Origin of the sequence: Gilliamella sp. B14448G11 (genome assembly GCF_016101765.1) — a bacterium.
GTDB lineage: Bacteria > Pseudomonadota > Gammaproteobacteria > Enterobacterales > Orbaceae > Gilliamella > Gilliamella apicola_N.
Map to the genome: position 1 here is coordinate 36,862 of NZ_JACFPX010000013.1, position 23,038 is coordinate 59,899.

General features: G+C 34.5%; 24 protein-coding genes. 19 read left to right on the forward strand and 5 right to left on the reverse strand.

The window, feature by feature from the left end:
* The first annotated feature begins 409 nt into the window (after positions 1-409).
* The 11 genes from ptrA (at position 410) to H3S88_RS09380 (ending at position 13,860) form a co-directional block, all read left to right on the forward strand.
* Complete coding sequence (gene ptrA, locus H3S88_RS09330) at positions 410-3,283, forward strand: pitrilysin (protein WP_198228710.1); 2,874 nt, start codon at positions 410-412, stop codon at positions 3,281-3,283.
* A 114-nt stretch (positions 3,284-3,397) separates the two neighbouring features.
* Positions 3,398-4,270: a helix-turn-helix transcriptional regulator gene (locus H3S88_RS09335; RefSeq protein WP_198228709.1), complete on the forward strand. Its 873-nt coding sequence runs from the start codon at positions 3,398-3,400 to the stop codon at positions 4,268-4,270.
* 29 nt (positions 4,271-4,299) lie between these two features.
* Complete coding sequence (aroA, locus tag H3S88_RS09340) at positions 4,300-5,580, forward strand: 3-phosphoshikimate 1-carboxyvinyltransferase (RefSeq protein ID WP_198228708.1); 1,281 nt, start codon at positions 4,300-4,302, stop codon at positions 5,578-5,580.
* A 1-nt stretch (position 5,581) separates the two neighbouring features.
* The gene (cmk, locus tag H3S88_RS09345) at positions 5,582-6,262 is read left to right on the forward strand and encodes a (d)CMP kinase (protein ID WP_198228707.1); all 681 of its coding nucleotides are present in this window, start codon (positions 5,582-5,584) and stop codon (positions 6,260-6,262) included.
* A gap of 112 nt (positions 6,263-6,374) precedes the next feature.
* The gene (gene rpsA / locus H3S88_RS09350) at positions 6,375-8,057 is read left to right on the forward strand and encodes a 30S ribosomal protein S1 (protein WP_086326142.1); all 1,683 of its coding nucleotides are present in this window, start codon (positions 6,375-6,377) and stop codon (positions 8,055-8,057) included.
* Between the two features lie 100 nt (positions 8,058-8,157).
* Positions 8,158-8,448: an integration host factor subunit beta gene (ihfB, locus tag H3S88_RS09355; protein ID WP_025315113.1), complete on the forward strand. Its 291-nt coding sequence runs from the start codon at positions 8,158-8,160 to the stop codon at positions 8,446-8,448.
* Positions 8,449-8,778: 330 nt separating this feature from the next.
* Positions 8,779-11,085 (forward strand): DNA internalization-related competence protein ComEC/Rec2, encoded by a 2,307-nt coding sequence (locus H3S88_RS09360; protein WP_198228706.1) that lies wholly within the window; start codon positions 8,779-8,781, stop codon positions 11,083-11,085.
* Positions 11,086-11,181: 96 nt separating this feature from the next.
* The gene (lpxK, locus tag H3S88_RS09365) at positions 11,182-12,189 is read left to right on the forward strand and encodes a tetraacyldisaccharide 4'-kinase (RefSeq protein WP_198228740.1); all 1,008 of its coding nucleotides are present in this window, start codon (positions 11,182-11,184) and stop codon (positions 12,187-12,189) included.
* Between the two features lie 3 nt (positions 12,190-12,192).
* Positions 12,193-12,378: a Trm112 family protein gene (locus H3S88_RS09370; protein WP_065737363.1), complete on the forward strand. Its 186-nt coding sequence runs from the start codon at positions 12,193-12,195 to the stop codon at positions 12,376-12,378.
* Between the two features lie 21 nt (positions 12,379-12,399).
* A complete protein-coding gene (gene kdsB, locus H3S88_RS09375) occupies positions 12,400-13,164 on the forward strand; it encodes a 3-deoxy-manno-octulosonate cytidylyltransferase (RefSeq protein ID WP_198228705.1) in 765 nt (254 codons plus the stop codon).
* Positions 13,165-13,167: 3 nt separating this feature from the next.
* Positions 13,168-13,860 (forward strand): DUF2461 domain-containing protein, encoded by a 693-nt coding sequence (locus H3S88_RS09380; protein WP_198228704.1) that lies wholly within the window; start codon positions 13,168-13,170, stop codon positions 13,858-13,860.
* A gap of 18 nt (positions 13,861-13,878) precedes the next feature.
* On the opposite strand, the gene H3S88_RS09385 is transcribed toward H3S88_RS09380, so the two are convergent.
* Positions 13,879-14,541, reverse strand: a complete 663-nt coding sequence (locus H3S88_RS09385; protein ID WP_039127685.1) for a MarC family NAAT transporter — start codon at positions 14,539-14,541, stop codon at positions 13,879-13,881.
* Positions 14,542-14,646: 105 nt separating this feature from the next.
* Entirely contained in the window at positions 14,647-15,168 is a 522-nt protein-coding gene (locus H3S88_RS09390) for a single-stranded DNA-binding protein (protein ID WP_039127675.1), read from the reverse strand.
* Between the two features lie 218 nt (positions 15,169-15,386).
* Here H3S88_RS09390 and corA point away from each other — a divergent pair, with 218 nt between their 5' ends.
* The 4 genes from corA (at position 15,387) to H3S88_RS09410 (ending at position 18,170) form a co-directional block, all read left to right on the forward strand.
* Positions 15,387-16,328: a magnesium/cobalt transporter CorA gene (corA, locus tag H3S88_RS09395; RefSeq protein WP_086308788.1), complete on the forward strand. Its 942-nt coding sequence runs from the start codon at positions 15,387-15,389 to the stop codon at positions 16,326-16,328.
* Positions 16,329-16,523: 195 nt separating this feature from the next.
* Positions 16,524-17,483 (forward strand): glucokinase, encoded by a 960-nt coding sequence (locus H3S88_RS09400; RefSeq protein ID WP_198228703.1) that lies wholly within the window; start codon positions 16,524-16,526, stop codon positions 17,481-17,483.
* Positions 17,484-17,505: 22 nt separating this feature from the next.
* Entirely contained in the window at positions 17,506-17,751 is a 246-nt protein-coding gene (locus tag H3S88_RS09405; protein WP_039127699.1) for a YcgL domain-containing protein, read from the forward strand.
* Entirely contained in the window at positions 17,748-18,170 is a 423-nt protein-coding gene (locus tag H3S88_RS09410) for a YcgN family cysteine cluster protein (RefSeq protein WP_065737359.1), read from the forward strand. Before H3S88_RS09405 ends, H3S88_RS09410 begins: the two co-directional genes overlap by 4 nt.
* 38 nt (positions 18,171-18,208) lie before the next feature.
* Here H3S88_RS09410 and H3S88_RS09415 read toward each other — a convergent pair whose 3' ends face one another.
* On the reverse strand, positions 18,209-18,766 hold the full coding sequence (locus tag H3S88_RS09415; RefSeq protein ID WP_198228702.1) for a YggT family protein: 558 nt from the start codon (positions 18,764-18,766) through the stop codon (positions 18,209-18,211).
* A 37-nt stretch (positions 18,767-18,803) separates the two neighbouring features.
* Positions 18,804-19,505: a YggS family pyridoxal phosphate-dependent enzyme gene (locus tag H3S88_RS09420; RefSeq protein ID WP_198228701.1), complete on the reverse strand. Its 702-nt coding sequence runs from the start codon at positions 19,503-19,505 to the stop codon at positions 18,804-18,806.
* Between the two features lie 36 nt (positions 19,506-19,541).
* On the opposite strand from H3S88_RS09420, the gene H3S88_RS09425 reads away from it, so the two are divergent.
* The 4 genes from H3S88_RS09425 (at position 19,542) to H3S88_RS09440 (ending at position 22,361) form a co-directional block, all read left to right on the forward strand.
* Positions 19,542-20,486: a type IV pilus twitching motility protein PilT gene (locus H3S88_RS09425; RefSeq protein WP_198228700.1), complete on the forward strand. Its 945-nt coding sequence runs from the start codon at positions 19,542-19,544 to the stop codon at positions 20,484-20,486.
* 126 nt (positions 20,487-20,612) lie between these two features.
* Positions 20,613-21,422 carry a pyrroline-5-carboxylate reductase gene (gene proC, locus H3S88_RS09430; RefSeq protein WP_039127658.1) on the forward strand — a complete coding sequence of 270 codons (810 nt, stop codon included), beginning with the start codon at positions 20,613-20,615 and terminating at the stop codon, positions 21,420-21,422.
* A gap of 307 nt (positions 21,423-21,729) precedes the next feature.
* Positions 21,730-21,939: a cold shock domain-containing protein gene (locus tag H3S88_RS09435; protein WP_039127656.1), complete on the forward strand. Its 210-nt coding sequence runs from the start codon at positions 21,730-21,732 to the stop codon at positions 21,937-21,939.
* Positions 21,940-22,097: 158 nt separating this feature from the next.
* Positions 22,098-22,361, forward strand: coding sequence for a DUF5339 domain-containing protein (locus H3S88_RS09440; RefSeq protein WP_144093162.1), 264 nt, complete (start codon positions 22,098-22,100; stop codon positions 22,359-22,361).
* A gap of 17 nt (positions 22,362-22,378) precedes the next feature.
* Here H3S88_RS09440 and H3S88_RS09445 read toward each other — a convergent pair whose 3' ends face one another.
* Positions 22,379-22,777, reverse strand: a complete 399-nt coding sequence (locus tag H3S88_RS09445; RefSeq protein ID WP_198228699.1) for a thermonuclease family protein — start codon at positions 22,775-22,777, stop codon at positions 22,379-22,381.
* Positions 22,778-23,038: the final 261 nt, after the last annotated feature.

The window sequence follows — 23,038 nt, forward strand, 5'->3', positions numbered from 1 at the left end:
AAGCTGGCGGAATCAATATAGGGAGTGCTGAAAATAGAGTCGAACGATGTACTCCCTTCCTTTTTGAATCAATGCATTTTCGATTAAAATCCAAACTACTTTAAATCAATTGGAGCTACTACATTATTGTGTTCATTTGTACTGGTATTGATTGTGAAACTGATAAGAAAATATCATTTTTATGACAATTAAATTGTAAACAATTTATAAAACTACTGAACTGACCGTATAATTGTTAAGATTACTTATCCAACGGTAGTGATTGAATTATAGTATGATTTTTCAACAAAAGATATTCATCACTGGTTATTTTTTGTAAAGAAATTTTAGCATTCAAACAATGTTTGTTTTTCTCCCTAATTTATTAAAAAAAGACTATAATGTTATTTTTTTATTAGGCGAAGATTATATGGATAAGATAAAAATTATTTTTTTTATAGTATCAGTGTTTTTAATTTTTAATTCATCTTTTGCAATTGAAAACAAAATTTCTTTCCCTGTTCTTTTAGAAAAAATACAACAAAGTGATCGCGATAAACGCCAATACGAGGTAATTGAATTAGCAAATCAGATGCGCGTACTGTTGGTTTCCGATCCTAAAGCAGCAAAATCGTTAGGATCTTTAGCATTACCAGTAGGTTCACTGCAAGATCCCAAAGATCAGCAAGGATTAGCTCACTATACAGAACATATGGTACTGATGGGATCGAAAAAGTATCCTGAACCCTCCAGTTTCTCCGAATTTTTAAACCGCCATGCAGGTAGCTATAATGCCAGTACTGCTGCGCATCGTACCGCTTTTTATTTTGAAGTTGAAAACAGTGCGTTAGATACTGCGATAGATTATTTAGCCGATGCTATAGCGGAGCCTAAATTAGATTCTAATTTTGCAGATAAAGAACGCAATGCGGTTAATGCTGAAATGACTATGGCCAGATCAAATGATGGTTTTAGAATCCGGCAAGTTAATGCGGAAACCATTAATCCTGATCATCCAGCAGCGCAATTTGCAGGTGGTAACTTAGAAACATTAAGTGATAAACCAACTAGTAAACTTCAAGATGCTTTAGTGGCTTTTCATAAAGATTATTATTCATCCAATATTATGGTAGGGGTGATTTATAGTAATCAATCTATCAATAAATTGACTAAATTAGCAGAAACAACCTTTGGCAGAATCCCGAACAAAAATATTATTGCTCCTAAAGTGGATAAACCCGCATTAACTCCAAATGTGCTAAGCAAACAAATATCTATGGTACCGGCTCAACCGAAAAAATTACTGTTTTTACAATTTCCAATGGAAAGTAATTTGGCTAAATTTGCCGATAAAACGGATGAATATATCAATTATTTGATCAGCAATAGCAGTCAAAATACCTTATCAGACCAATTGAAAAAACAAGGTTTAATTGAAGGCATAAGTTCAACTTATGATTCTATTCGTTACGGTAATAGTGGAACGTTTAGTATAAATGTGAGTTTAACTGATGAAGGACTTGCTCAGAAAGACAAAGTGATTGGTGCTATTTTCAATTATTTACAATTAATTCAAGAGCAAGGTGTTTCCGATGCCTATTATGATGAGCTTAGAAAAGTTTTAGCATTACAATTTAAATATGAAGATATAGAACGAGATATGTCTTATGTAGAGTGGCTATCCGATCAGATGTTGTTATATCCAGTGGAAAATATTTTAAATTCCGATTATGTTGCAACTAATTTTGATAAAGCAGCAATAATTGCTCGCTTAAAAAGTTTAACGCCTGATAATATTCGAGTTTGGGTGATTGCACCGGATCAAACTACTGATAAAACAGCTTATTTTGTCGAGGCACCTTATAAAATTGAAAATATCACCAGCGAACAAAAAGACAGCTGGTCAAAGTTAGGTAAAAGTTTTATTTTCACTTTGCCGGAATTGAATCCTTATATTCCTGATGATTTCTCGATAGCGAAACAAAATTATGATCAAGCTCAACCCACTAAGCTTAGTAAACGTGGTAATCATATCCATTTTGTTAGCCAATATTTTAAAAATGAACCTAAAGCTGCTATTGTGGTTTCATTGCGTAACAATCAAGCTTTTGATTCAGCCAAAGCAGATGTCGCCTTTGAGTTACTTGACTATATTGCGAACCGAAGTTTAAGTAATTTACAATTTCAAGCTGCGGTAGCCGGAATTTCATTATCCACTCAAAGCGATAATGGTCTGATGATCTCAGCAAGTGGTTTTAGCCAACATTTACCAAAAATGGTTACATCCGTTCTTAATAGTTATCGCAATGTAACTATTGATGAACAAACTTTAGCTTTAGCAAAATCTTGGTATCTGCAAAGACTTGATAATGCCGATCATGCTAGAAGTTATTGGCTAGCTGTACAACCGATTAATGCGTTATCGGTGTTACCACGTTATTATGAACGAGATGAACGACGTCAAATTACTGCCAATATTACTATTGCAGATATTGTCGATTATCGTGATAATTTACTCTCTCGCTCTGTGCCATACATGATTAGTTTGGGTAATTTATCTAACGAGAACTCTTTAGATCTTTATAACTCCATCCAAAAAACGTTAGTAAAGGATGTTGAATATACACCGAATGAAAATATTAATATCAAAAATTCACTGGATGCCAAAATTACTCAACAAGCTAAGAGTACTGATAATGCTTTAATAATGGGTTATATTCCAACAGGCTATGATAGGATTAGTAGTGGGATGTTGAGTTATACCTTGACTAAAATCATATCCCCATGGTTTTATGATCAAATACGTACTAATGAACAATTAGGTTATGCGGTATTTGCGGCTCCTATGACAATAGGTGATTCCATAGGAATGAGCTTTATTGTGCAAAGTAACCAGTATGATCCAGCTTATTTATTTAAACGTTATAAAGAATTTTATCCTGTAATATCAAGTAAATTGCATGCATTATCTAAAGATGATATTGATCAATATAAAAAAGCGGTACTTGATGAATTAACTATGCCACCGCAAACTTTAGATGAAGAATTAAACCGGTATTTACCTGATTATCGCAATAACCGTTTAACGTTTGATTCATTAAGAAAAAAAATTGAGCAAGTGAAGAAAATCACCAAGCAAGATCTTATTGATTTTTATCATCGTTCAGTTATGGAACCAAAAGGCTTGGTGTTAGCGTCACAAGTTTTAGGTAAACGCGAAGCTGATGCAACACAACCCGAAGCCATTTCAGAATTTACTGAATATAAAAATGTAACATCTTTACAAGAAGTTCTATTAAACTAATTTATGTTTTAAAAATAAACATAAAAACGGGTTAAGACTGAAAGATATTCACAAAAATTGGCATTGTTATCACCATGTGATACACTGCCAAAATCCCAATGTTTTGAGTGTATTATGATTACTGGAACGATTGATTATTGTGCTATAGGTCAGCGATTGCGCGCATATCGAATTGCGGCTTCGCTAAAAGCGGAAGATGTTGCAAAAAATCTTAAAATTTCACGAGCAGCTGTCTATCGGTTAGAGAAAGGTGAAATTGTTAAGATAGAAACTTTAGAGCGGTTGGCCTCTTTACTCAATACTTCTTTTGCGAGTTTACTTGGAATCGATACTGAATATTATTCAAGTGGTGAAGGATTTTTTGAAAGAATGCGACAGCTTGAAGAGCAATCAACTCATATTTATTCTCATTTCGATCCTTTCTCATTTTTATTAACTTCACCGAATTATCTTAACCATTTAGCTATGATGCTAGAAGAGTCTAGCGAGTCAATCGATCCGCAAAAATATGCAATGATTTTGTCAATTTTAAGACACCGTAAAACACAGTTTCACCAATCAATTCCTAAAGTTATTAATTTAATTAGCTTACGTAATGTTGAGCGTTTTTTACATATCGGTTTAGTAGGCAACTTAACTATTTCGCCAGGTAAAAAGTCTGAAAGAATGCTGCTTGCTCGTAAAGAAGTTTATCATTTGATTGAACTCATTGAGCAACAATCTTATGCGCCAACCATTGCTATCACACAAGAAGCTATTCCATCAATTGCTTTTCAAATTTTTTATCAAAATGGTGAGCCAATTTCACTTGCAATGAGTCCTTTTCGTTTGGGTGAATTGCCAAATGTAACGACGGGTATTGCTTCAATTACTTCTTCGCATGATGCCATTAAACATCATCGTTCCTTATTTGATAAATTATGGCAAAATAGTGCCAAAGATGAGCATGCAATTGATTTGCTAAAAACAACATTAGATAAATTTTAAAGAATACAAAAATATTTAAGAGAGCCATTATGTTATCCCTAACATTACAACCAATAAAAAAATTTAACGGCACCATTAATTTACCCGGTTCTAAAAGTGTGTCTAATCGTGCATTACTATTATCCGCTCTAAGTAAGGGGAATACACGTTTAACCAACTTACTTGATAGTGACGATGTTCGCTACATGCTTGATGCTTTGGCGGCTTTGGGTGTGAAATATCAGTTGTCGCATGATCGAACCATTTGTGATGTTGAAGGTGTAGGCGGTATGTTACATTCGACGCATGCCTTAGAACTTTTTCTTGGAAATGCAGGTACAGCAATGCGACCACTCGCTGCGGCTCTATCTTTAGGCAATAATAATATTGTACTAACGGGTGAGCCACGCATGAAAGAGCGTCCAATTGGTCATTTAGTTGATTCGCTCCGTCAAGGTGGTGCTAAAATTGATTATCTTGAAAATGAAGGTTATCCACCACTTCATATTCAAGGCGGTTTTACTGGTGGTAATATTCAGGTTGATGGTTCGGTTTCTAGCCAATTTTTAACCGCTTTATTAATGGCTTCACCATTGGCGCCAAATGATACTGAAATCACGATAGTCGGGGATTTAGTTTCTAAGCCTTATATTGATATTACGATTAAGATGATGGCAATTTTTGGTGTCACAGTGACCAATCATCATTATCAAAAATTTACAATTAAAGCCAACCAAAGTTATCAATCTCCAGTTAATTATTTAGTTGAAGGCGATGCTTCGTCCGCTTCTTATTTTTTAGCCGCTGCTGCAATTAAAGGCGGTACGGTGCGTGTTACAGGTATTGGTAAAAAAAGTTTACAAGGCGATACTCAATTTGCCCATGTACTTGAAAAAATGGGCGCTAAAATCACTTGGGCTGATGACTATATTGAATGCACTCGTTGTGAGTTAAATGGCATTGATATGGATATGAATCATATTCCTGATGCAGCAATGACTATTGCAACAACGGCACTGTTTGCGAAAGGACCAACAACAATTCGCAATATTTATAATTGGCGAGTTAAAGAAACTGATCGTTTATATGCGATGGCAACTGAATTAAGAAAAGTTGGTGCTACGGTTGAAGAGGGTAAAGACTTTATTACTATCGAACCACCCGCTAAATTAACTCATGCTGAGATAAAAACTTATAACGATCACCGCATTGCAATGTGTTTTTCATTAGTTGCATTATCTGATACGCCAGTAACCATATTAGATCCTAAATGTACAATGAAAACTTTTCCTGATTATTTTGAACAATTTAAACGATTAAGTGTAGAATAAAATGAATAAATCTGTTCCTGTTATTGCAGTTGATGGGCCAAGTGGTGTTGGTAAGGGCACATTATGTCAAGCATTGGCAAATCATTTTAAATGGCATCTTTTGGATTCTGGAGCAATTTATCGTGTGCTTGCACTTTCGGCGCTTAACCAAAATATTGCTCTTGATGACGAACAAAAGCTTGCCCAATTAGCGCTTAATTTACCATTGACATTTGATACGACAGGCATTGAAGTAAAAATTTTGTTAAATAATGTTGATGTGTCAAAAGATATTCGCACAGAACTTACAGGGGGAGCTGCCTCAAAAGTTGCTGCAATAAATAGTGTTCGAACTGCTTTATTACAACGCCAACGAGACTTTAGACAAGCACCGGGACTGATTGCTGACGGTCGAGATATGGGTACTGTAGTGTTTAAAGATGCGCCAGTTAAGATATTTTTGGATGCGAGTGCAGAGTCCCGCGCAGAAAGAAGAATGAAACAGTTGCAAGATAAGCAAAATCATGTTAAATTCGCCGAAATTTTGCAGGAGATAACTGCGCGTGATGAGCGCGATCGAAATCGAACTGTTGCGCCACTTAAGCCTGCGGATGATGCTTTAATAATTGATACCACATCCCTATCTATTCAAGATGTTTTCAATCAATCTATTAAGTATATAAATAAAGAACTTGCGTTGTAAATTTGCTTACAGCGTGGAACTCGCTCCAATATAAGGATGTATGGAGTATCACCAACAACCCCACAAGACACGATGTAATGTGGACGTTAATTTTAACTTAAAGTATATAAATATGACTGAATCTTTTGCTCAACTCTTTGAAGAGTCTTTAAATCAACTAGACACTCGTTCTGGTAATATGATCCGTGGTACTGTCGTTGCAATCGACAAAGATGTTGTTTTAGTTGATGCTGGTTTAAAATCTGAATCAGCCATTCCAGTAGAGCAGTTTAAAAATGCCCAAGGCGAATTAGAAGTTCAAGTTGGCGACGTAGTTGATGTCGTTCTTGACTCAATTGAAGATGGCTTTGGCGAAACAATCTTATCTCGTGAAAAAGCTAAACGTCACGAAGCGTGGCTAACACTAGAAAAAGCAGTTGAAGATGCTGCAACAGTTTTAGGTGTTATCAATGGTAAAGTTAAAGGTGGCTTTACGGTTGATCTTAATGGCGTTCGCGCGTTCCTACCTGGTTCGCTTGTTGATGTTCGTCCATTACGCGATACTTCTCATATTGAAAACAGAGAAATCGAATTAAAAGTTATCAAATTAGACCAAAAACGTAACAACGTAGTTGTTTCACGTCGTGCTGTTATTGAATCTGAAAACAGTGCAGAAAGAGAACAACTTCTTGAAAATCTACAAGAAGGTTCAGAAGTTAAAGGTATTATCAAAAACCTTACTGACTATGGTGCATTCGTTGATCTTGGCGGTGTTGATGGTTTACTTCATATCACTGATATGGCTTGGAAACGTGTTAAACATCCAAGTGAAGTGGTTGAAGTGGGTCAAGAATTACTTGTTAAAGTACTTAAATTTGACAAAGATCGTTCACGTGTATCTCTAGGCTTAAAACAATTAGGCGAAGATCCATGGGTATCAATTGCTAAACGTTATCCAGAAGGTACTAAAGTAACTGGTAAAGTAACTAACTTAACTGATTACGGTTGTTTTGTTGAAATCGAAACGGGTGTTGAAGGTTTAGTACACGTTTCTGAAATGGATTGGACAAACAAAAACATTCACCCATCTAAAGTTGTTAGCTTAGGTGACGTGGTTGAAGTTGTTGTTCTTGAAATTGATGAAGAACGTCGTCGTATCTCTCTAGGTCTTAAACAATGTAAACCAAATCCATGGTTACAATTTGCTGAGTCACACAATAAAGGTGATAAAGTTAGCGGTAAGATCAAATCAATCACTGATTTCGGTATCTTCATCGGTTTAGATGGTGGTATTGATGGTTTAGTTCATCTTTCAGATATTTCTTGGAATATGCCTGGCGAAGAAGCAGTTAAATCTTACAAGAAAGGTGATGATATCGAAGCGGTTGTGTTACAAGTTGACGCAGAACGTGAACGTATCTCTTTAGGTATTAAACAACTTGAAGACGATCCATTCAGTAGCTTTGCAGCTAACTACAAAAAAGGCACAATCGTTAAAGGTACTGTGACTGCAGTTGATGCTAAAGGTGCAACTATCGAAATCGCAGAAGGTATTGAAGGCTACTTAAAAGCACAAGATATCTCTCGTGAACGTATTGAAGATGCAACTACTGCATTAAAAGCTGGTGATGAAGTTGAAGCTAAGATTGTTAATATCGATCGTAAAACTCGTGCTATTTCGTTATCAATTCGTGCTAAAGATGAAGCTGACGAAAAAGAAGCACTTGCAGCGGTAAATAACACAACTACTCAAGAAGATGCATCATTTACTAACGCAATGGCGGAAGCATTTAAAGCAGCATCAAAAACTGAGTAAAAAATGTTTATGTAAAGAGTAAAGAGGGCTTGCCCTCTTTTTCTTTTGTAGTATAAAATGAATTGATTTTATGCCGCGCAAAAATTAATTAGGAGTGACCATGAACAGATCAGATTTAGCAGAAAAAATAGCCAACTGGCGGGCACACCTTCCCGTGCAGCTAGTTGATGATGCTGTGAGAGATATTATCGAACAGATCGCGTTGGCTATGGAAAGTAATGATCGTGTTGAAATTCGAGGTTTTGGTAGTTTCAGTTTGAATTACCGAGCCCCACGTAAAGCAAGAAATCCTAGAACTGGTGGTAATGTTGAAGTTAAACACAAATATATTCCACACTTTAAACCAGGTAAAGAGTTACGTGAAAGAGTAAATAATGCTGCTAAAGCATAATATTTAAATATTATCATTCATAAAGCCTTTGATTTCGATCAAAGGCTTTTTATTTCACTGCGATTTAATCTTGGCATCAATAATTTACTTACCTTACTACTAAAAATCTTTTCTTAAGATTGCAATTCGCTGGTTTATCAAGTCAACGTCACTGTTGCTCTGATAAATAACAATATTCCACAATAAACTATCAAATAAACTTATTATCCTAAAATTATTCTCACCTCATTAATAAATTGGAAGCTAACTTCAAAATTTCAAGATAGATTATTCTGATCAATTAATCATATGATAAGTTGACTGCTCTATAAAATGAATCTTGTTAGGTTTATGCGACGATTATCACTTGATTTATTGGCAATCATCTTTTCGTTAGGCTGTTTGCCATTGATGTTTTTACCTTCACTGCTCTGTGACGATCAATGGTATATGATAACGTTGATATTGATTATTGTGATTTTAATTGCTCCATCTAAATTTCAAAACTATATTACTGTTATTACTGTATTTTCTATTAGTTTTTTATGGTCCGTAGCGTATTCTAAACAATATTTAATAAAAATTGAGCCATATATCGACAAAACGATTGTGGTAAAAGCAAGAGTTGAAAGTATAAACACTCGTGTTTCTACTTCGCCAACCGATCTTTATTATGTAAAAATTGCAATCAATGACGATTCTCAATCTTTTTTATATCCTAAGGTAACAATATCGGTATATTGGGATGAACAAATTAAACCAAAAGCAGGACAAATTTGGCAATTAACCTTAAAAACAAAAGTAGTACATGGTTATTTAAATGAAGGAGGATTTGATAGCCAACGTTATGCCATAGCTAATCGTAGCCTTCTATCAGCAAAATTAATTCAGGCTGAGTTACTTGAAGATAATTTAAGTATTCGGCAGCTAATCGCTGATCATTCGTTACCTTACATTGATCGATTTACTTATCGAGGTATTTTACTCGCATTAGCTTTTGGTGATCGTAGTCAAATGGTTGATGAGCATCGAATTATTATGATGCAAACAGGTGTTGCCCATCTAATGGCTATATCAGGTATGCACATTTTATTGGTTTTTGGACTTTGTTGTACTTTATTAAAAATTTTGATGTTTTTTATTCCTCAGCGTTTTATCTACTTTTTCATCCCAATCATAATAGCATGGCTAGCTGCACTATTTTATGCATGGTTAACAGGACTTAATCCTCCTGCATTACGAGCCATGTTAGCATTATCTATATGGATATATTTACGTTTTAAAAACAGTCAAATCAGTGCTTGGCAAAAATTAAACCGTATCGTTGCGTTATTATTACTTTTTGATCCGCTAATGATTTTATCAGAAAGTTTTTGGCTATCTTGTTATGCAGTAACGAGCTTAATTTTTTTATCTGACTGGCTACCTCTACCTAAAGTTATAAATAATAAGAAACGCTGGTATTGGATAAGATTATTACATTTACAATTTGGTTTAATCTTATTAATGTTACCGATTCAATTGATTATCTTTCAAGGTATCAGTTTGGTATCTTTGTTAACAAACTTAATTGCTATTCCTGTTATTACATTATTGACTTTGCCCTTGATTATTTTTGCCCTGTTCTTTAGTGTTAGCCATTGTACTCATCTTGCTTCATGGTGTTGGTTTATCGCTAATAAATCGCTTGAATGGTTATTTGTTTGTTTAGATAAATTAAATCTGGTATGGCTTGATATTTCCTCAGATTTTTATCTATTAAGTATTTTCGGTTGGCTAGCTTTTGTTATTGTACGTACCGAATTATGGCGACGTTTTGGGTTCACCTTATTAATCATTTTAATGATACTTTGCCCCCCCCTTTTTAAACAGCAAGAGGATTATTGGCGTTTAGATATGCTTGATGTTGGGCATGGGTTAGCAATTGTGATTCATAATGGTAAATCAGCAATTTTGTTTGATACGGGGGCTAAATGGGAAAAAAGCTCCGCAGCAGAGCGGATTATTCTCCCTTTTTTACGATGGCATAATTTGAATTTGGAAGGAATCATCATCAGCCACCAGCATAATGACCATATAGGTGGTTTAGGTTTACTGCAAAGTCGTTATCCTAATGCTTGGCTAATGAGTTCATCTTTAGCATTAGATAACCATTACCAATGTTTAGCAGGTAACACTATTCTATGGAATAGTTTGTCTGTTAATGTGCTATGGCCAACTCAATTAGTTAAATATGCTCAAAATGCAGATTCGTGTGTGGTTCAGGTGACCGATGGGCATTTTTCTGTACTTTTGACTGGGGATTTAGAACGCAATCAAGAATATCAATTAGTCACTAAATATCGAAATCAGTTAGCATCAACCATATTGCAAATTCCTCATCATGGCAGTAGTACTTCATCTAGTTATGCTTTTTTAAATCATGTTAAACCAGTAAAAGCATTAATTTCAACTTCTCGATATAATCCATGGAAGTTACCATCACATAAAGTCATAGCACGATATCAAGATTTACACATAGATTACTATGTTACCGCTAAAACAGGTCAAATCAGTCTGATTTTTGATAATCAACAGTGGAGATTAAAAACCATGCGCAGTGAAATTAATCCAAGATGGTATCATGATTGGTTTGGTAGTTTACCGATTTATGAGTAAAATAGCTTATCTTTTGCTATAAGCAATTAATCTTGTAAATGCTATATCTAACAGGTATAAAAACAAGACTAAACATAATTGAGTGATATTAACGTGATGATTGAAAAACTTTGGTATGGTAAAAATCGGTTATTTTGGTTACTAATACCATTTTCTCTATTATATGGTTTAATTGCGTTTGTTCGTCGTTTTTTATATAAAATTGGTATTTTTAAATCTTGGCAGTCACCGGTACCAATCATTATTATTGGTAATTTATCTGTAGGCGGTAATGGTAAAACACCATTGGCTATTAGTTTGATTGAAGCGTTACAGGCAAAAGGATTGAAAGTTGGTCTTGTCTCACGTGGATATGGAGGTAAGGCTGAAAACTATCCGCTTATTTTAGATGACACAACAACAACCGACCAAGCAGGCGATGAACCTGTACTTATTTATCAACGAACCCGTGCCCCTGTAGCTGTCTCGCCTAATCGATGCCAAGCTGTTAAAGTATTATTGGAACAAAATCAATTAGATGTAATTTTAACGGATGATGGTTTGCAACATTATGCATTAGCAAGAGATATTGAAGTTGTTGTCGTGGATGGTAAACGATTATTTGGTAATGGTTGGTGGATGCCAGCCGGCCCAATGAGAGAGAGACAAAATCGGTTAAAATCAGTTGATTTAATCATTGTAAATGGTGATAGTATCAATAATTTGACCCAGCAATATCCTGATAAAACTTACACTATGCAATTAGTACCGAAATATGTGATAAATTTGCTCACTAAAGAAAAAAAAGAGTTATCTTCGTTATCAAATATTTGTGCCGTTGCGGGTATTAGTAATCCGAAAAGATTTTTTGATATGCTGATGAATATGAAAGCTGATTTAAACAAAACCGTCGCATTTGCCGATCATCAAAAATTTACCTTATCATTATTAAATAATGTTGTTAGTAGTGAGCAGACACTTTTAATGACTGAAAAAGATGCCGTTAAATGTCAGCAGTTTGCTCAACCCAATTGGTGGTATTTGCCTATAGATGCGGTGATACCCAAACCAGCCATTGATCAGATCTGTGTATTATTAGATAAAACCAAATCTCAAAGAGAATAAAAAATGAAACAAATTCTATTAAGTGCGCTTGCTTGCCCTAAATGTCATGGACAATTGCAGTATGATGCAGAACATCAACAACTAATCTGCCAAGCCGATAATCTTGTTTTTGCAATTAAAGATAAGATTCCAGTGTTGCTTGAATCAGAAGCTCAACCAATCAAACAAACACAATCTATTGAAGAATAAAAAAGATATAAGGCTTTAGTTATGAAATTTTCAGTTATTATTCCTGCTAGGTATGCTTCAAGTCGTTTACCCGCTAAGCCACTGGCAGATATCCATGGTAAACCAATGATTGTGCGCGTAATGGAGCAAGCACAAAAATCTTCAGCTCATCGTGTAATTATTGCTACTGATCATCAGCAAGTATTTGATGTTGTCAAAGCCTATGAGGGTGAAGTGATTCTCACTAGTGATAAACATAATTCTGGCACTGAACGTTTAGCGGAGGTGATTAATCGTTATCAATTCGCAGACGATGAAATAATTGTTAATGTGCAGGGCGATGAACCATTAATTCCACCCGTTATTATCGATCAGGTGGCTAAAAACCTAGTGCAATATAAAACAGGCATGGCAACATTAGCCGTACCTATTGATTCAGCTGAAGAGGCCTTTAATCCTGGAGCAGTAAAAGTTGTGACTGATAAAGATGGTTATGCGTTGTATTTTTCTCGTGCAACGATACCTTGGGAGCGAGATCGATTTGCTAAATCAACCGATTTACTGAAACAATCAAGCATTGGTGATTTTTATCTTCGTCATATCGGTATTTATGCTTATCGTGCTGGTTTTATTCGCCAATATATCAACTGGGCGCCATCATCACTTGAGCAGATTGAAATGTTAGAACAATTACGGGTACTTTGGTATGGTGAAAAAATTCATGTGGCAGTTGCAAAACAATCTCCAGCAATTGGTGTAGATACACAAGAAGATTTAGAAAAAGTAAGAGCATTATTTAAGGAGTAAGCTATGGCAAACTTTACTGGTTTTACGCAAGCAGGGCTTAATTTTCTACAAGATGCTTGGATCAATAATAGCAAACCTTGGTTTGAAGAGCACCGAGCAATTTATGATAACGATTTAGTTAACCCTTTTCGCTTATTGGTCGAACAACTAACGCCAGATATGCTTAAAATTGATGAATGGTTTGAAACGCGCCCAGCGATTGGTAAAACAATATCACGTATTCATCGTGATACGCGGTTTTCCAATGACAAATCGCTTTATCGAAGCCGTTTGTGGCTAACCTTTAAACGCCCCAATCGTGATTGGAAAGAAGCACCTGCTTACTTTTTTGAAATAAGTCCAAGTAGTTATCAATATGGACTTGGTTATTACTGTCCTTCCAAACAGACAATGGATATCTTCCGAGAAGAAATTCTTAATGATACGAATAAATTTCTCGAAATGACATGCTGCGTTAAAAAGCCATTTGAATTGGTTGGTGAAAGCTATAAACGCCCTTTAATTAAAGAGCAAGACGAAAAGATAGCGACATGGTATAACCGAAGAAATTTAGCTGTGATGGTAACAAGCAACCATATTGAAGATGTGCTGAATGGTGAACTACCTAAAAAATTGGCAAAAGGATTTAAACAGCTAGTTCCACTTTATGATTTTCTAATGCGTGTAGAAATGATTAAAAATATCCCAAAACTATAAATTCTAATTGTCGATAAACTATATATTTGGGAAATTTATCACTAATTCTTTAATACCATTAATAATAAATTGTGTACCTACACAAACCAACAAAAATCCCATTATTCTTGAGGTGGCTTCGATGCCACTTTTTCCCATAAATCGCATGATGCTGCCAGCACTACGCATACAAAACCAAAGAATAATGCATAATGATAAAGGAACCAAAATCGACGCGGTATAAACAACCCACGTTGAAATATCATAGCCACCACTTTTAACTGTTGAAGACATACTGATGATCATCGCTATTGTACCTGGACCTGCGGTACTTGGCATAGCCAGTGGCACAAAGGCAATATTATTGGAAACTTCTTTCTTTTTAGCATCTGCTTCAACGGTTTTATGCGATGGTTGTTGAGGAAATAGCATTCTAAAACCTATCACACCAACAATCATTCCTCCCGCAATACGTAATCCGGGAATAGATATTCCAAAAGTGTTCATCACTAGTTGCCCACAATAAAATGAAACAACCATAATCAAAAACACATAAATACAAGTTAACTTTGATTGGTAATTACGTTCTTCATTGGTCATATCGCCAGATAGACCCAATAAAAGAACAACGGTGGTTAATGGGTTCGTTAATGGGAGAAAGAGAATTAAACCGAAGCCAACAGTCTGTATAAGTTCCAACATAGTTATATCTTGAATCCATTAAAATTATAACTAAGTATAATAGAAATAAACAAAAAAAGATATAAGGGCGCAGATAAACGCCCAAATATAACAGAGGTGATAGTTTTAGAACGGAATGTCGTCATCAAAATCCATTGGTGGTTCTGGTGCTTTAGGTTGTGGTGCAGGCGCATTTTTATTTGGTTGACGAGATGGTGCAGCCGGTGCCGATGAAATATTATTGGCACTTTGCCCCCAATTTTGAGAACCATCATCATAACTATCATTATTGTTTGCACGTGAGCCTAGAATTTGTAAAGTTCCACCGATAGGATTAATGACTACTTCTGTCGTGTAACGATCTTGCCCTGATTGGTCTTGCCATTTTCGAGTTTGTAGCTGCCCTTCAAGATAAACTTGAGTACCTTTTTTAATGTATTCACCAGCAATTTCGGCTAATTTACCAAAAACGACAACTCGATGCCATTCAGTGCGATCACGGGTTTCACCAGTTTGTTTATCTTTCCATGATTCTGAGGTTGCTACACTAAAATTAGCTACAGCATTTCCATTTGGCATGTAACGGACTTCAGGATCTTGTCCTAAATTACCAACTAAAATGACTTTATTTATTCCTCGGTTTGCCATTATAAACTCCTAAAAATTGCATAAGTATTTAAGTGGCGTATTGTAGCATGAGACAGTAGTAATATCAGCGAATTTAATTTAATAATGGAATTTTTATCCCATTTTGTAAATGTGTAGAAAGATTGGCTTAGACATAGGAATTTGTAGCTATAACGAGTATAATGCCTACCATTTGTTAACGTATTGTAATAAAACGTTCCCCCACTACAGGAGTCCTTATGATTAATGCGTTTGGATTAAAAAACAAACAATTAGTAAAAATTAATGAAAGCGATATAAGTAATGCGACATGGATTGATTTAATTGAACCAGAAGAAGCCGATCGCGATTTTGTTTTAACACATTTAGGACAAAACTTAGCAACGAGTATTGAATTGGATGATATCGAAGCGTCAGCCCGTTTTTTTGAAGACAATGAAGGCTTACACGTTCACTCATTCTTCTTTTATGAAGATGCAGAAGATCGCGCCGGTAACTCGACGGTTGCATTTACTGTACATAATGGTCGACTGTTTACTTTACGTGAGCGTGATTTACCTGCATTTCGTTTGTATCGAATGCGCTCACGTTATCAGGGGATGAACGATGGGAACCCGTATGAAGTATTACTTGACCTATTTGAAGTTAAAGTTGAACAATTAGCTGACCAAATCGAGAATATTTATAGTGAACTGGAAGAATTAAGCTTAATTATCATGGATCGTTCATCTCAAGAACATTATGATGAAGCAATTACATCATTAGCCGAACTTGAAGACACTGCATGGAAAGTAAGACTCTGTTTAATGGATAGTCAACGTGCCGTTAATTATGTAGTACGCCGTGCTAAGATGCCAGCAGATCAATTAGAACAAGCTCGAGAGGTTATTCGCGATATTGAGTCACTTGTTCCACATAATGAATCATTATTTCAGAAAGTAAATTTTTTAATGCAAGCAGCAACTAGCTTCATCAATATTGAGCAAAGCCGAATTATTAAAATATTTTCGGTTGTGTCTGTTGTATTTTTACCTCCGACAGTGGTGGCCTCAGCTTATGGTATGAACTTTGAAAATATGCCAGAATTGAAATGGGAATATGGTTATCCATTTTCGTTGTTATTGATGTTACTTGCAGGGGTTGCACCTTATATTTATTTTAAACTTAAGAAGTGGCTATAATTGTTATTTACTTACAATATTTAAAATATTTATCTGCTGACTGAGTTAGCACAAGTGTTTATTGGAGTAATAATCAGTTAAGGGAATTAACTTAATGTAACTAGTTAATCACATTGACCGTTTTACTTTCTTTAACAAATAAATGTAATGCTTGCTATTTAAAGAAAAGAATTAATTTTTACAGAAGGGAATAACATGAATCAACATGCACTAGTTACGGATATTGGTGGAACCAATGCCAGATTTGCACTTTATAATTTAGCAACTAACGAACTATCAGGGGTTACTAAGGTTGTTCTTTCCAAAAATGATGTTTTATTAAATTTAATCAAGGATTACTTGCAAACACAAGCAGTCAAAATTAGTACGGCTTGCATCGCAATTGCTTGTCCAATTGATAATGAAGATATCATCAATATGACAAATAATCATTTGTCATTTTCACGTTCAGAACTGATTAAAGAATTAAATCTGACTAAACTTGAAGTAATTAATGATTTTACGGCTGTATCGACTTCAATTCCTAAATTAACGAAACAAGATTTAGTAAAAATTGGTGGTGATGAACCTGATTTAAATTATCCAATTGCGATTTATGGAGCGGGCACTGGACTTGGTGTATCGCATTTAATCAAAGTTAATGAGCGGTGGATTAGTTTGCCAGGAGAGGGGGGGCATACTGAATTACCGATGACCAGTGAAGATGAAGATCAGATTTTAGCCCAATTACGTAAAAAATTTGGTCGTGTTTCAACAGAACGCTTTTTATCTGGTAATGGCATTGTCAATATTTATCAAGCTTTATTACAAATTAATAATCAACCACAACAAGATATTACACCTGATGTTATTGTTAAAAAAGCATTAGATAATAGTTGCCCAATTTGTTTACAGACGCTTACCTATTTTTGTACTTTTATGGGGCGTTTTGGTGGTAATTTAGCTTTAACGCTTAATACCCAAGGTGGTGTTTATATTGCTGGTGGTATCGTACCGCGATTTATTGAATTTTTTAAAGCATCCCCATTTAGAGCGGCTTTTGAACATAAAGGCCGTATGTCATTTTTAGTCAAAAAAGTTCCTGTTTATGTGATAACACATGAAGATCCAGGTCTATTTGGCGCAGGTGTTTATTTACAAAATAGTCTTAAATAATTGAGTAAGGTTCTATTCTATGATGTGGTGTTATATTTACCGAAGTACTAAAAAAGAAAATTGTTATTTGTACATGGAAAATGAAAATGATTTTTCTGCGATTCCGGAAAAAATAATGTCTATTTTTGGTGCTCCAGTGTTTGTAATGAAAGTACTTCTTGATGGTAAACGTCAATTTGTGGTGGGTACTGCACAAGAAATAGAAGAAAGAATTAAAACGGATGGTTTTTTCTTACAAATGTTAAAAGAAGACGATTTCAAAGTATGATTGAGCCATTTTGGGAACACAAAACCTTAGAACAAATGAGTGATGATGAGTGGGAGCAACTTTGTGACGGTTGTGGTCAGTGTTGCTTAAACAAATTACAGGACGAAGATACTGGCGAAATATTATATACCAATGTTGCATGCAATTTGCTTGATTCTAAAACTTGCCAATGCAGGCATTATCATAATCGTTTTGCCTATGAGCCTGATTGCATTAAATTGACGCGAGAAAATCTTTTAACCATTGAATGGTTACCGTTAACCTGTACTTATCGTTATTTTTCAGAAACAGGGCAGTTACCTGAATGGCATCCTCTTATAATGGGAAATAAAAAGCTTATGCACAAGCTAAAAATTTCAGTTAAAAATCGCATTGTGTATGAAAAAGATGTGATTTGTTGGGAAGATCATATTCTTTAAAAAAGGGAGCATTTACTCCCTTTCTTAGTTTTAAAAACTTAAAGTAAAATCCATAGATAGCCCACAATATCAAAAGCGAGCATATTTAAAAACATTAAAATAAACACAAAAATCATGAACGAGATATCAATTATACCAAGAGGCGGTACAATACGACGGATAGGAGCTATAAACGGTTCAGTTAATTGAGCTAGTAATTCATCGGCTCCAGATTGCCCTCTACTTACCCAACTTAAAATCGCTCGAAATAGCAATAACCAAAATAAAAGATTCCCGGCATCATGAACTATTGCGGCGACGGCATATAACAGATATTCAATAGAAAATATTGGACTGTTAGTTAAATTAAAGTACAAAACAAAAATAATTTTAATAACTGCAAATAGATATAAAAGGATCCATGTAGCAGTATCAATTCGACCAATTGATGGAATAACTTTACGTAATGGACCAATGATAGGTTGCGTTATTTTGACGATAAATTGGGTAAAAGGATTATAAAAATTCACGCGCACACGTTGCATCCATAACCTTAAAATCAAAACATATAAACAAAAGGTTAATACGGTTTTCCCTAAAAAGAGAATCGATGTCATTTAAAATTCCTCAGAATAAAGATATTTAGCCAATATATCACAAATACTGCCGTGCGCCAAAGATAGCCGTACCAATGCGAACCATAGTACTACCTGCATTAATGGCAGCCGGCATATCGCCACTCATGCCCATAGATAATGTATCCATAAATGGATAATCTTTCTGTAATGAATGCAAGAGTTGTTGCATCTTAGTAAATACCTTAAGTTGTTTATCATAGTCATTTTCAATTTCAGGGATTGCCATTAATCCTCGTAGATTCAGATTAGGTAAAGCAACAATCTGCTTGACCAAATCCGTAACCTCTTCAGGTTTTACTCCAGATTTACTGGCTTCTTGACTAATATTAACTTGAATCAATACATTCAATTTAGCCATATGGTTTGGACGTTGATCACTTAATCTTTGTGCTATTTTGAATCGATCAATGGTGTGCATCCAATCAAAGTGTTCAGCCACTAATTTACTTTTATTTGATTGTAATGGACCTATGAAATGCCATATTAAGTCATTATTTGGCATGTTCTTTTCGAAATACTGAATCTTTTCAATTCCTTCTTGCACATAATTTTCACCAAAAGCTAATTGACCCGCATTAATTGCTTCCATAATTTGCTCAACAGGTTTGGTTTTACTAACTGCAATAAGTTGTATTGTGTTGGGATCTCTTTCGCACTTTTTAGCAATTTCTGTAATTTCATTTTTAATGTTAAGTAAATTGTCTTGTACTGTATTCATGTTAATTCCCAAAGAATAATTAATAGGTAGAATTTAATGTTAAACTCAATGTTGGCTCTTAGTGTAACGCAAAATGCTTCGGATTTGCACCTTTCAAGTGGTGAAGCGCCTTATGTTCGTATTAATGGGCAATTACAGTTTTTAAATGCTGATAAACTAATACCAAACACCCTTGAAATAGCGTTATTTGGTTTATTGAATGAATCCCAAAAAAAAATTCTACAGCAACATAGGCAAATAGATTTTGCTTATGATTTGGCTAAAATAGGGCGATTTAGAGTTAATATTTTTTATCAACACCGTGGTATTTCAGCCGTGTTTCGAGTGATTAATCATCGTATTCCTACATTGTCTGATATTGGTGCTCCCGCTATTTTTAGCGAACTTGTAAAAAATGAATCAGGCATCATCCTTGTGACAGGAGCAACCGGTAGTGGTAAATCCACTACTTTAGCCGCATTGATTCAATACATTAATACGACAATTGCCAAACATATTATTACGCTTGAAGATCCTATAGAATATATTTATAAAAATGATAAATCGTTAATCCAACAACGTGAAATAGCCGATTTTGGTCAAGCTATTGATAGTTTATTAAGGCAAGATCCAGATATAATTTTATTGGGTGAGTTACGCAATAAATCATCAATTCAAGCTGCATTGACTGCCGCAGAAACAGGTCATTTGGTTTTTGCAACTTTGCATACTAATTCTGCTGTGCAAAGTATCAATCGCATTATCGATGTATTTGAAGATAATTCTCGTGATTTTATTCGTAGCCAACTCTCTAACTGTTTGAAAGCTATCATAAGTCAAAAGCTAATACGTCATAATAATGAACGTAAAGCGCTATTTGAAATATTGATTAATACACCAGCAATCAGTAATTTAATTAATGAAGGCAAGATGAAACAAATTTTATCACTTATGCAAACTGGACAACAATATGGCATGCAAGTAATGCCAAAAAGTTTTTAATAAAGCTTAAAAGTTATATTGTGAAAGATTTTATTTAAGAGTCAGAATTAATAGAAAGATAAATTTTGGGTTTTATTAAAAAAATAATCTATAATCAATTTAACTTACATTCATAGGAGTATACAAATGGAACAGCGTATTGGTTTGATTGGTTTAGGTAATATGGGTAATGCTATATTACAAGGTATTTTAGGGAGTAATATTGTACCAGGCACACAAATTTATGTTTATGATACTCATCCAGAAAAAGGTGAAGATTTAAATAAATCTCACGGAGTGAATAATTTAACATCAGCAAAAGATGTAGCTCGAGAGTCAGATATCGTTTTTGTTGCTGTAAAACCTAATGTTATTGTTGATGTTCTTAGTGATATTCAAAAAGAATTAAAAAAGAATACGATAGTTGTCTCAATCGCTGCAGGAGTGACAATTAAAACAATTGCGAAAAGCATTGGTTATGAGCAAAAAATTATCCGAGTAATGCCAAATACACCAGCATTAGTTAACGCCGCTATGTGCTCTATCACACCCAATACCGAAGTTACCGATGAGGAGTTAACAACAGTACAAGAACTTTTAAATTGTATTGGTGAAACTGAAGTTGTGCCAGAATATTTAATTGATGCGGTTATTGGTGCAAGTGGTTCTTCACCTGCATTTGTTTTTATGTTCATTGAAGCTTTAGCTGATGGCGCAGTTAAAGGCGGATTATCAAGAAAACAAGCTTATAAATTTGCTGCTCAAGCGGTTATGGGATCTGCAAAATTGTTGCTTGAAACAGGTAAACATCCTGGCGAGCTTAAGGACATGGTTTGTTCTCCTGCTGGTACAACTATTGAAGGTGTCCATGCACTAGAAGAAAAAGGTTTTAGAGCGGCAGTTATTGATGCAGTAGAAGCAACAATAAAAAAATCTCAGTCAATGGCTGAAAACTAATTTATCACAATAAATTATATTGTTATGTTATTAATGTAATATTATGATTTAGTTTGTTTTACTATTATTAACAATTATTATAAAAAGATTGCTTGCATTAGTTTACTAATTATGAGTAAATAGTTGCCAGCATATGACATGCGGATTTATTTTGTAACATTTAGATATATGTAGTTGTAGTTTACTTTAACTCAGGTATTGGTTTTCTTCAGTCTCTTCTTATCAGTGTTAATAAGTAGTCTAAGTTTTATGTTTTATGAGTATAGCCTTAAGTGGCTGAGATTAATTTATTTATAGGAAGATTATTATGTCTAAGATTACTGGTCAAGTAAAATGGTTCAACGAAAGTAAAGGTTTTGGTTTTATTTCCCCTGCTGACGGTAGCAAAGATGTGTTTGTACATTTCTCTGCAATCTCTGGTGACGGATTTAAAACACTAGGTGAAGGTCAACAAGTAGAATTCACTATTCAAGATAGCCCACGCGGTCCTGCTGCTGCAGACGTTACTGTGATCTAATCTTCATCTGCTTATCTTATCAGTAAATTATTACTGGTAAGATAGATATCACCTATCAACGTTATATTCCAAATCTTACCTTGTTTTCCGCTAGAAATCATAAAGTATCATTTTTAACAAAAATTTTAATAACTATTAGAAGATCACAAAGGCAAACAATGAAAAAGTTAATATTAACTGTGGTAATGTTGGGTTTCTGTTCTGTTGCAACAGCAGATATACCAGAATCATGTAAAGTATATTTTGATAAAGTAGAAAATATTTATAAAAATATGCCTGAAAATACCTTTAATCAAGAAATACTCGACATAATAAAACAAAACCTTGAACAAGCAAAACAAGAAATTATTGCTTTGCCGGAAGATAAACAAGTTGCTGCTTGTGCTCAAGGTTTAGAGTTACTTAAACAAATCGATAAATAGAATACCGATAGAAAAAGTTAACGTTTATTATTACGTCGAAAATCCCAAGGGGCTATAGGTTTTTTATCTTTCCATAGTCCTTTTTTGCTTTGCTTAGCCTTTGCTTCAATTTTAACCATCAATTTATTATTAGCCACGCCCTTATAACGATAAGCCCAAGCATAGCCACTTTCAACCATTTTGGCATTTATATTTACCTTATTTAAGAAAATAGTGCCTAATGTTCTTTTATAAATATCTTTCTTGCTCGACTTTACAAAAACTTTTTTACCTGCGATAAGTGAGGCTAAATATTGCTTCGACTTATTGCCATAAGCTTGATTACTTTCTGGTGCATCGATATCAAGTAGACGAACACGAATTTTTTGCTTCTTGATGGTTAGTATATCAACTGTATCGCCATCGATAACTTTCACTACTTTGCCACTGAAATCAGCGTAAACGAAACTATTTAAAAAAAAAGATAAAAGAATAAAAATAAAAAAACGTTTTAAGAAAATCATAAATTATACTAAATAAAAAATCTTAATTATTAAGAATAGACAAATAGAGTGATGAGTTAGCGATTTGACTTATTGAAAATTGTAAGGCATTTTGCATTATTGTGAATCTATCTTTAAATTTTGTTTTATAAAAAAACACTAACATAATAAAAAAGACTATTAAATTACATAAGT

Coding starts and splice junctions, on each gene's coding strand:
- H3S88_RS09420 (WP_198228701.1), bottom strand. CDS start 19,505: ATGAATACAGTACAAGACAATTTACTTAACATTAAAAATGAAATTACA.
- ptrA (WP_198228710.1), top strand. CDS start 410: ATGGATAAGATAAAAATTATTTTTTTTATAGTATCAGTGTTTTTAATT.
- H3S88_RS09410 (WP_065737359.1), top strand. CDS start 17,748: ATGATTGAGCCATTTTGGGAACACAAAACCTTAGAACAAATGAGTGAT.
- H3S88_RS09425 (WP_198228700.1), top strand. CDS start 19,542: ATGTTAAACTCAATGTTGGCTCTTAGTGTAACGCAAAATGCTTCGGAT.
- lpxK (WP_198228740.1), top strand. CDS start 11,182: ATGATTGAAAAACTTTGGTATGGTAAAAATCGGTTATTTTGGTTACTA.
- rpsA (WP_086326142.1), top strand. CDS start 6,375: ATGACTGAATCTTTTGCTCAACTCTTTGAAGAGTCTTTAAATCAACTA.
- proC (WP_039127658.1), top strand. CDS start 20,613: ATGGAACAGCGTATTGGTTTGATTGGTTTAGGTAATATGGGTAATGCT.
- H3S88_RS09415 (WP_198228702.1), bottom strand. CDS start 18,766: ATGACATCGATTCTCTTTTTAGGGAAAACCGTATTAACCTTTTGTTTA.
- H3S88_RS09385 (WP_039127685.1), bottom strand. CDS start 14,541: ATGTTGGAACTTATACAGACTGTTGGCTTCGGTTTAATTCTCTTTCTC.
- kdsB (WP_198228705.1), top strand. CDS start 12,400: ATGAAATTTTCAGTTATTATTCCTGCTAGGTATGCTTCAAGTCGTTTA.
- H3S88_RS09370 (WP_065737363.1), top strand. CDS start 12,193: ATGAAACAAATTCTATTAAGTGCGCTTGCTTGCCCTAAATGTCATGGA.
- corA (WP_086308788.1), top strand. CDS start 15,387: ATGATTAATGCGTTTGGATTAAAAAACAAACAATTAGTAAAAATTAAT.
- H3S88_RS09380 (WP_198228704.1), top strand. CDS start 13,168: ATGGCAAACTTTACTGGTTTTACGCAAGCAGGGCTTAATTTTCTACAA.
- H3S88_RS09435 (WP_039127656.1), top strand. CDS start 21,730: ATGTCTAAGATTACTGGTCAAGTAAAATGGTTCAACGAAAGTAAAGGT.
- aroA (WP_198228708.1), top strand. CDS start 4,300: ATGTTATCCCTAACATTACAACCAATAAAAAAATTTAACGGCACCATT.
- H3S88_RS09405 (WP_039127699.1), top strand. CDS start 17,506: ATGTGGTGTTATATTTACCGAAGTACTAAAAAAGAAAATTGTTATTTG.
- cmk (WP_198228707.1), top strand. CDS start 5,582: ATGAATAAATCTGTTCCTGTTATTGCAGTTGATGGGCCAAGTGGTGTT.
- H3S88_RS09335 (WP_198228709.1), top strand. CDS start 3,398: ATGATTACTGGAACGATTGATTATTGTGCTATAGGTCAGCGATTGCGC.
- H3S88_RS09400 (WP_198228703.1), top strand. CDS start 16,524: ATGAATCAACATGCACTAGTTACGGATATTGGTGGAACCAATGCCAGA.
- ihfB (WP_025315113.1), top strand. CDS start 8,158: ATGAACAGATCAGATTTAGCAGAAAAAATAGCCAACTGGCGGGCACAC.
- H3S88_RS09360 (WP_198228706.1), top strand. CDS start 8,779: ATGCGACGATTATCACTTGATTTATTGGCAATCATCTTTTCGTTAGGC.
- H3S88_RS09440 (WP_144093162.1), top strand. CDS start 22,098: ATGAAAAAGTTAATATTAACTGTGGTAATGTTGGGTTTCTGTTCTGTT.
- H3S88_RS09390 (WP_039127675.1), bottom strand. CDS start 15,168: ATGGCAAACCGAGGAATAAATAAAGTCATTTTAGTTGGTAATTTAGGA.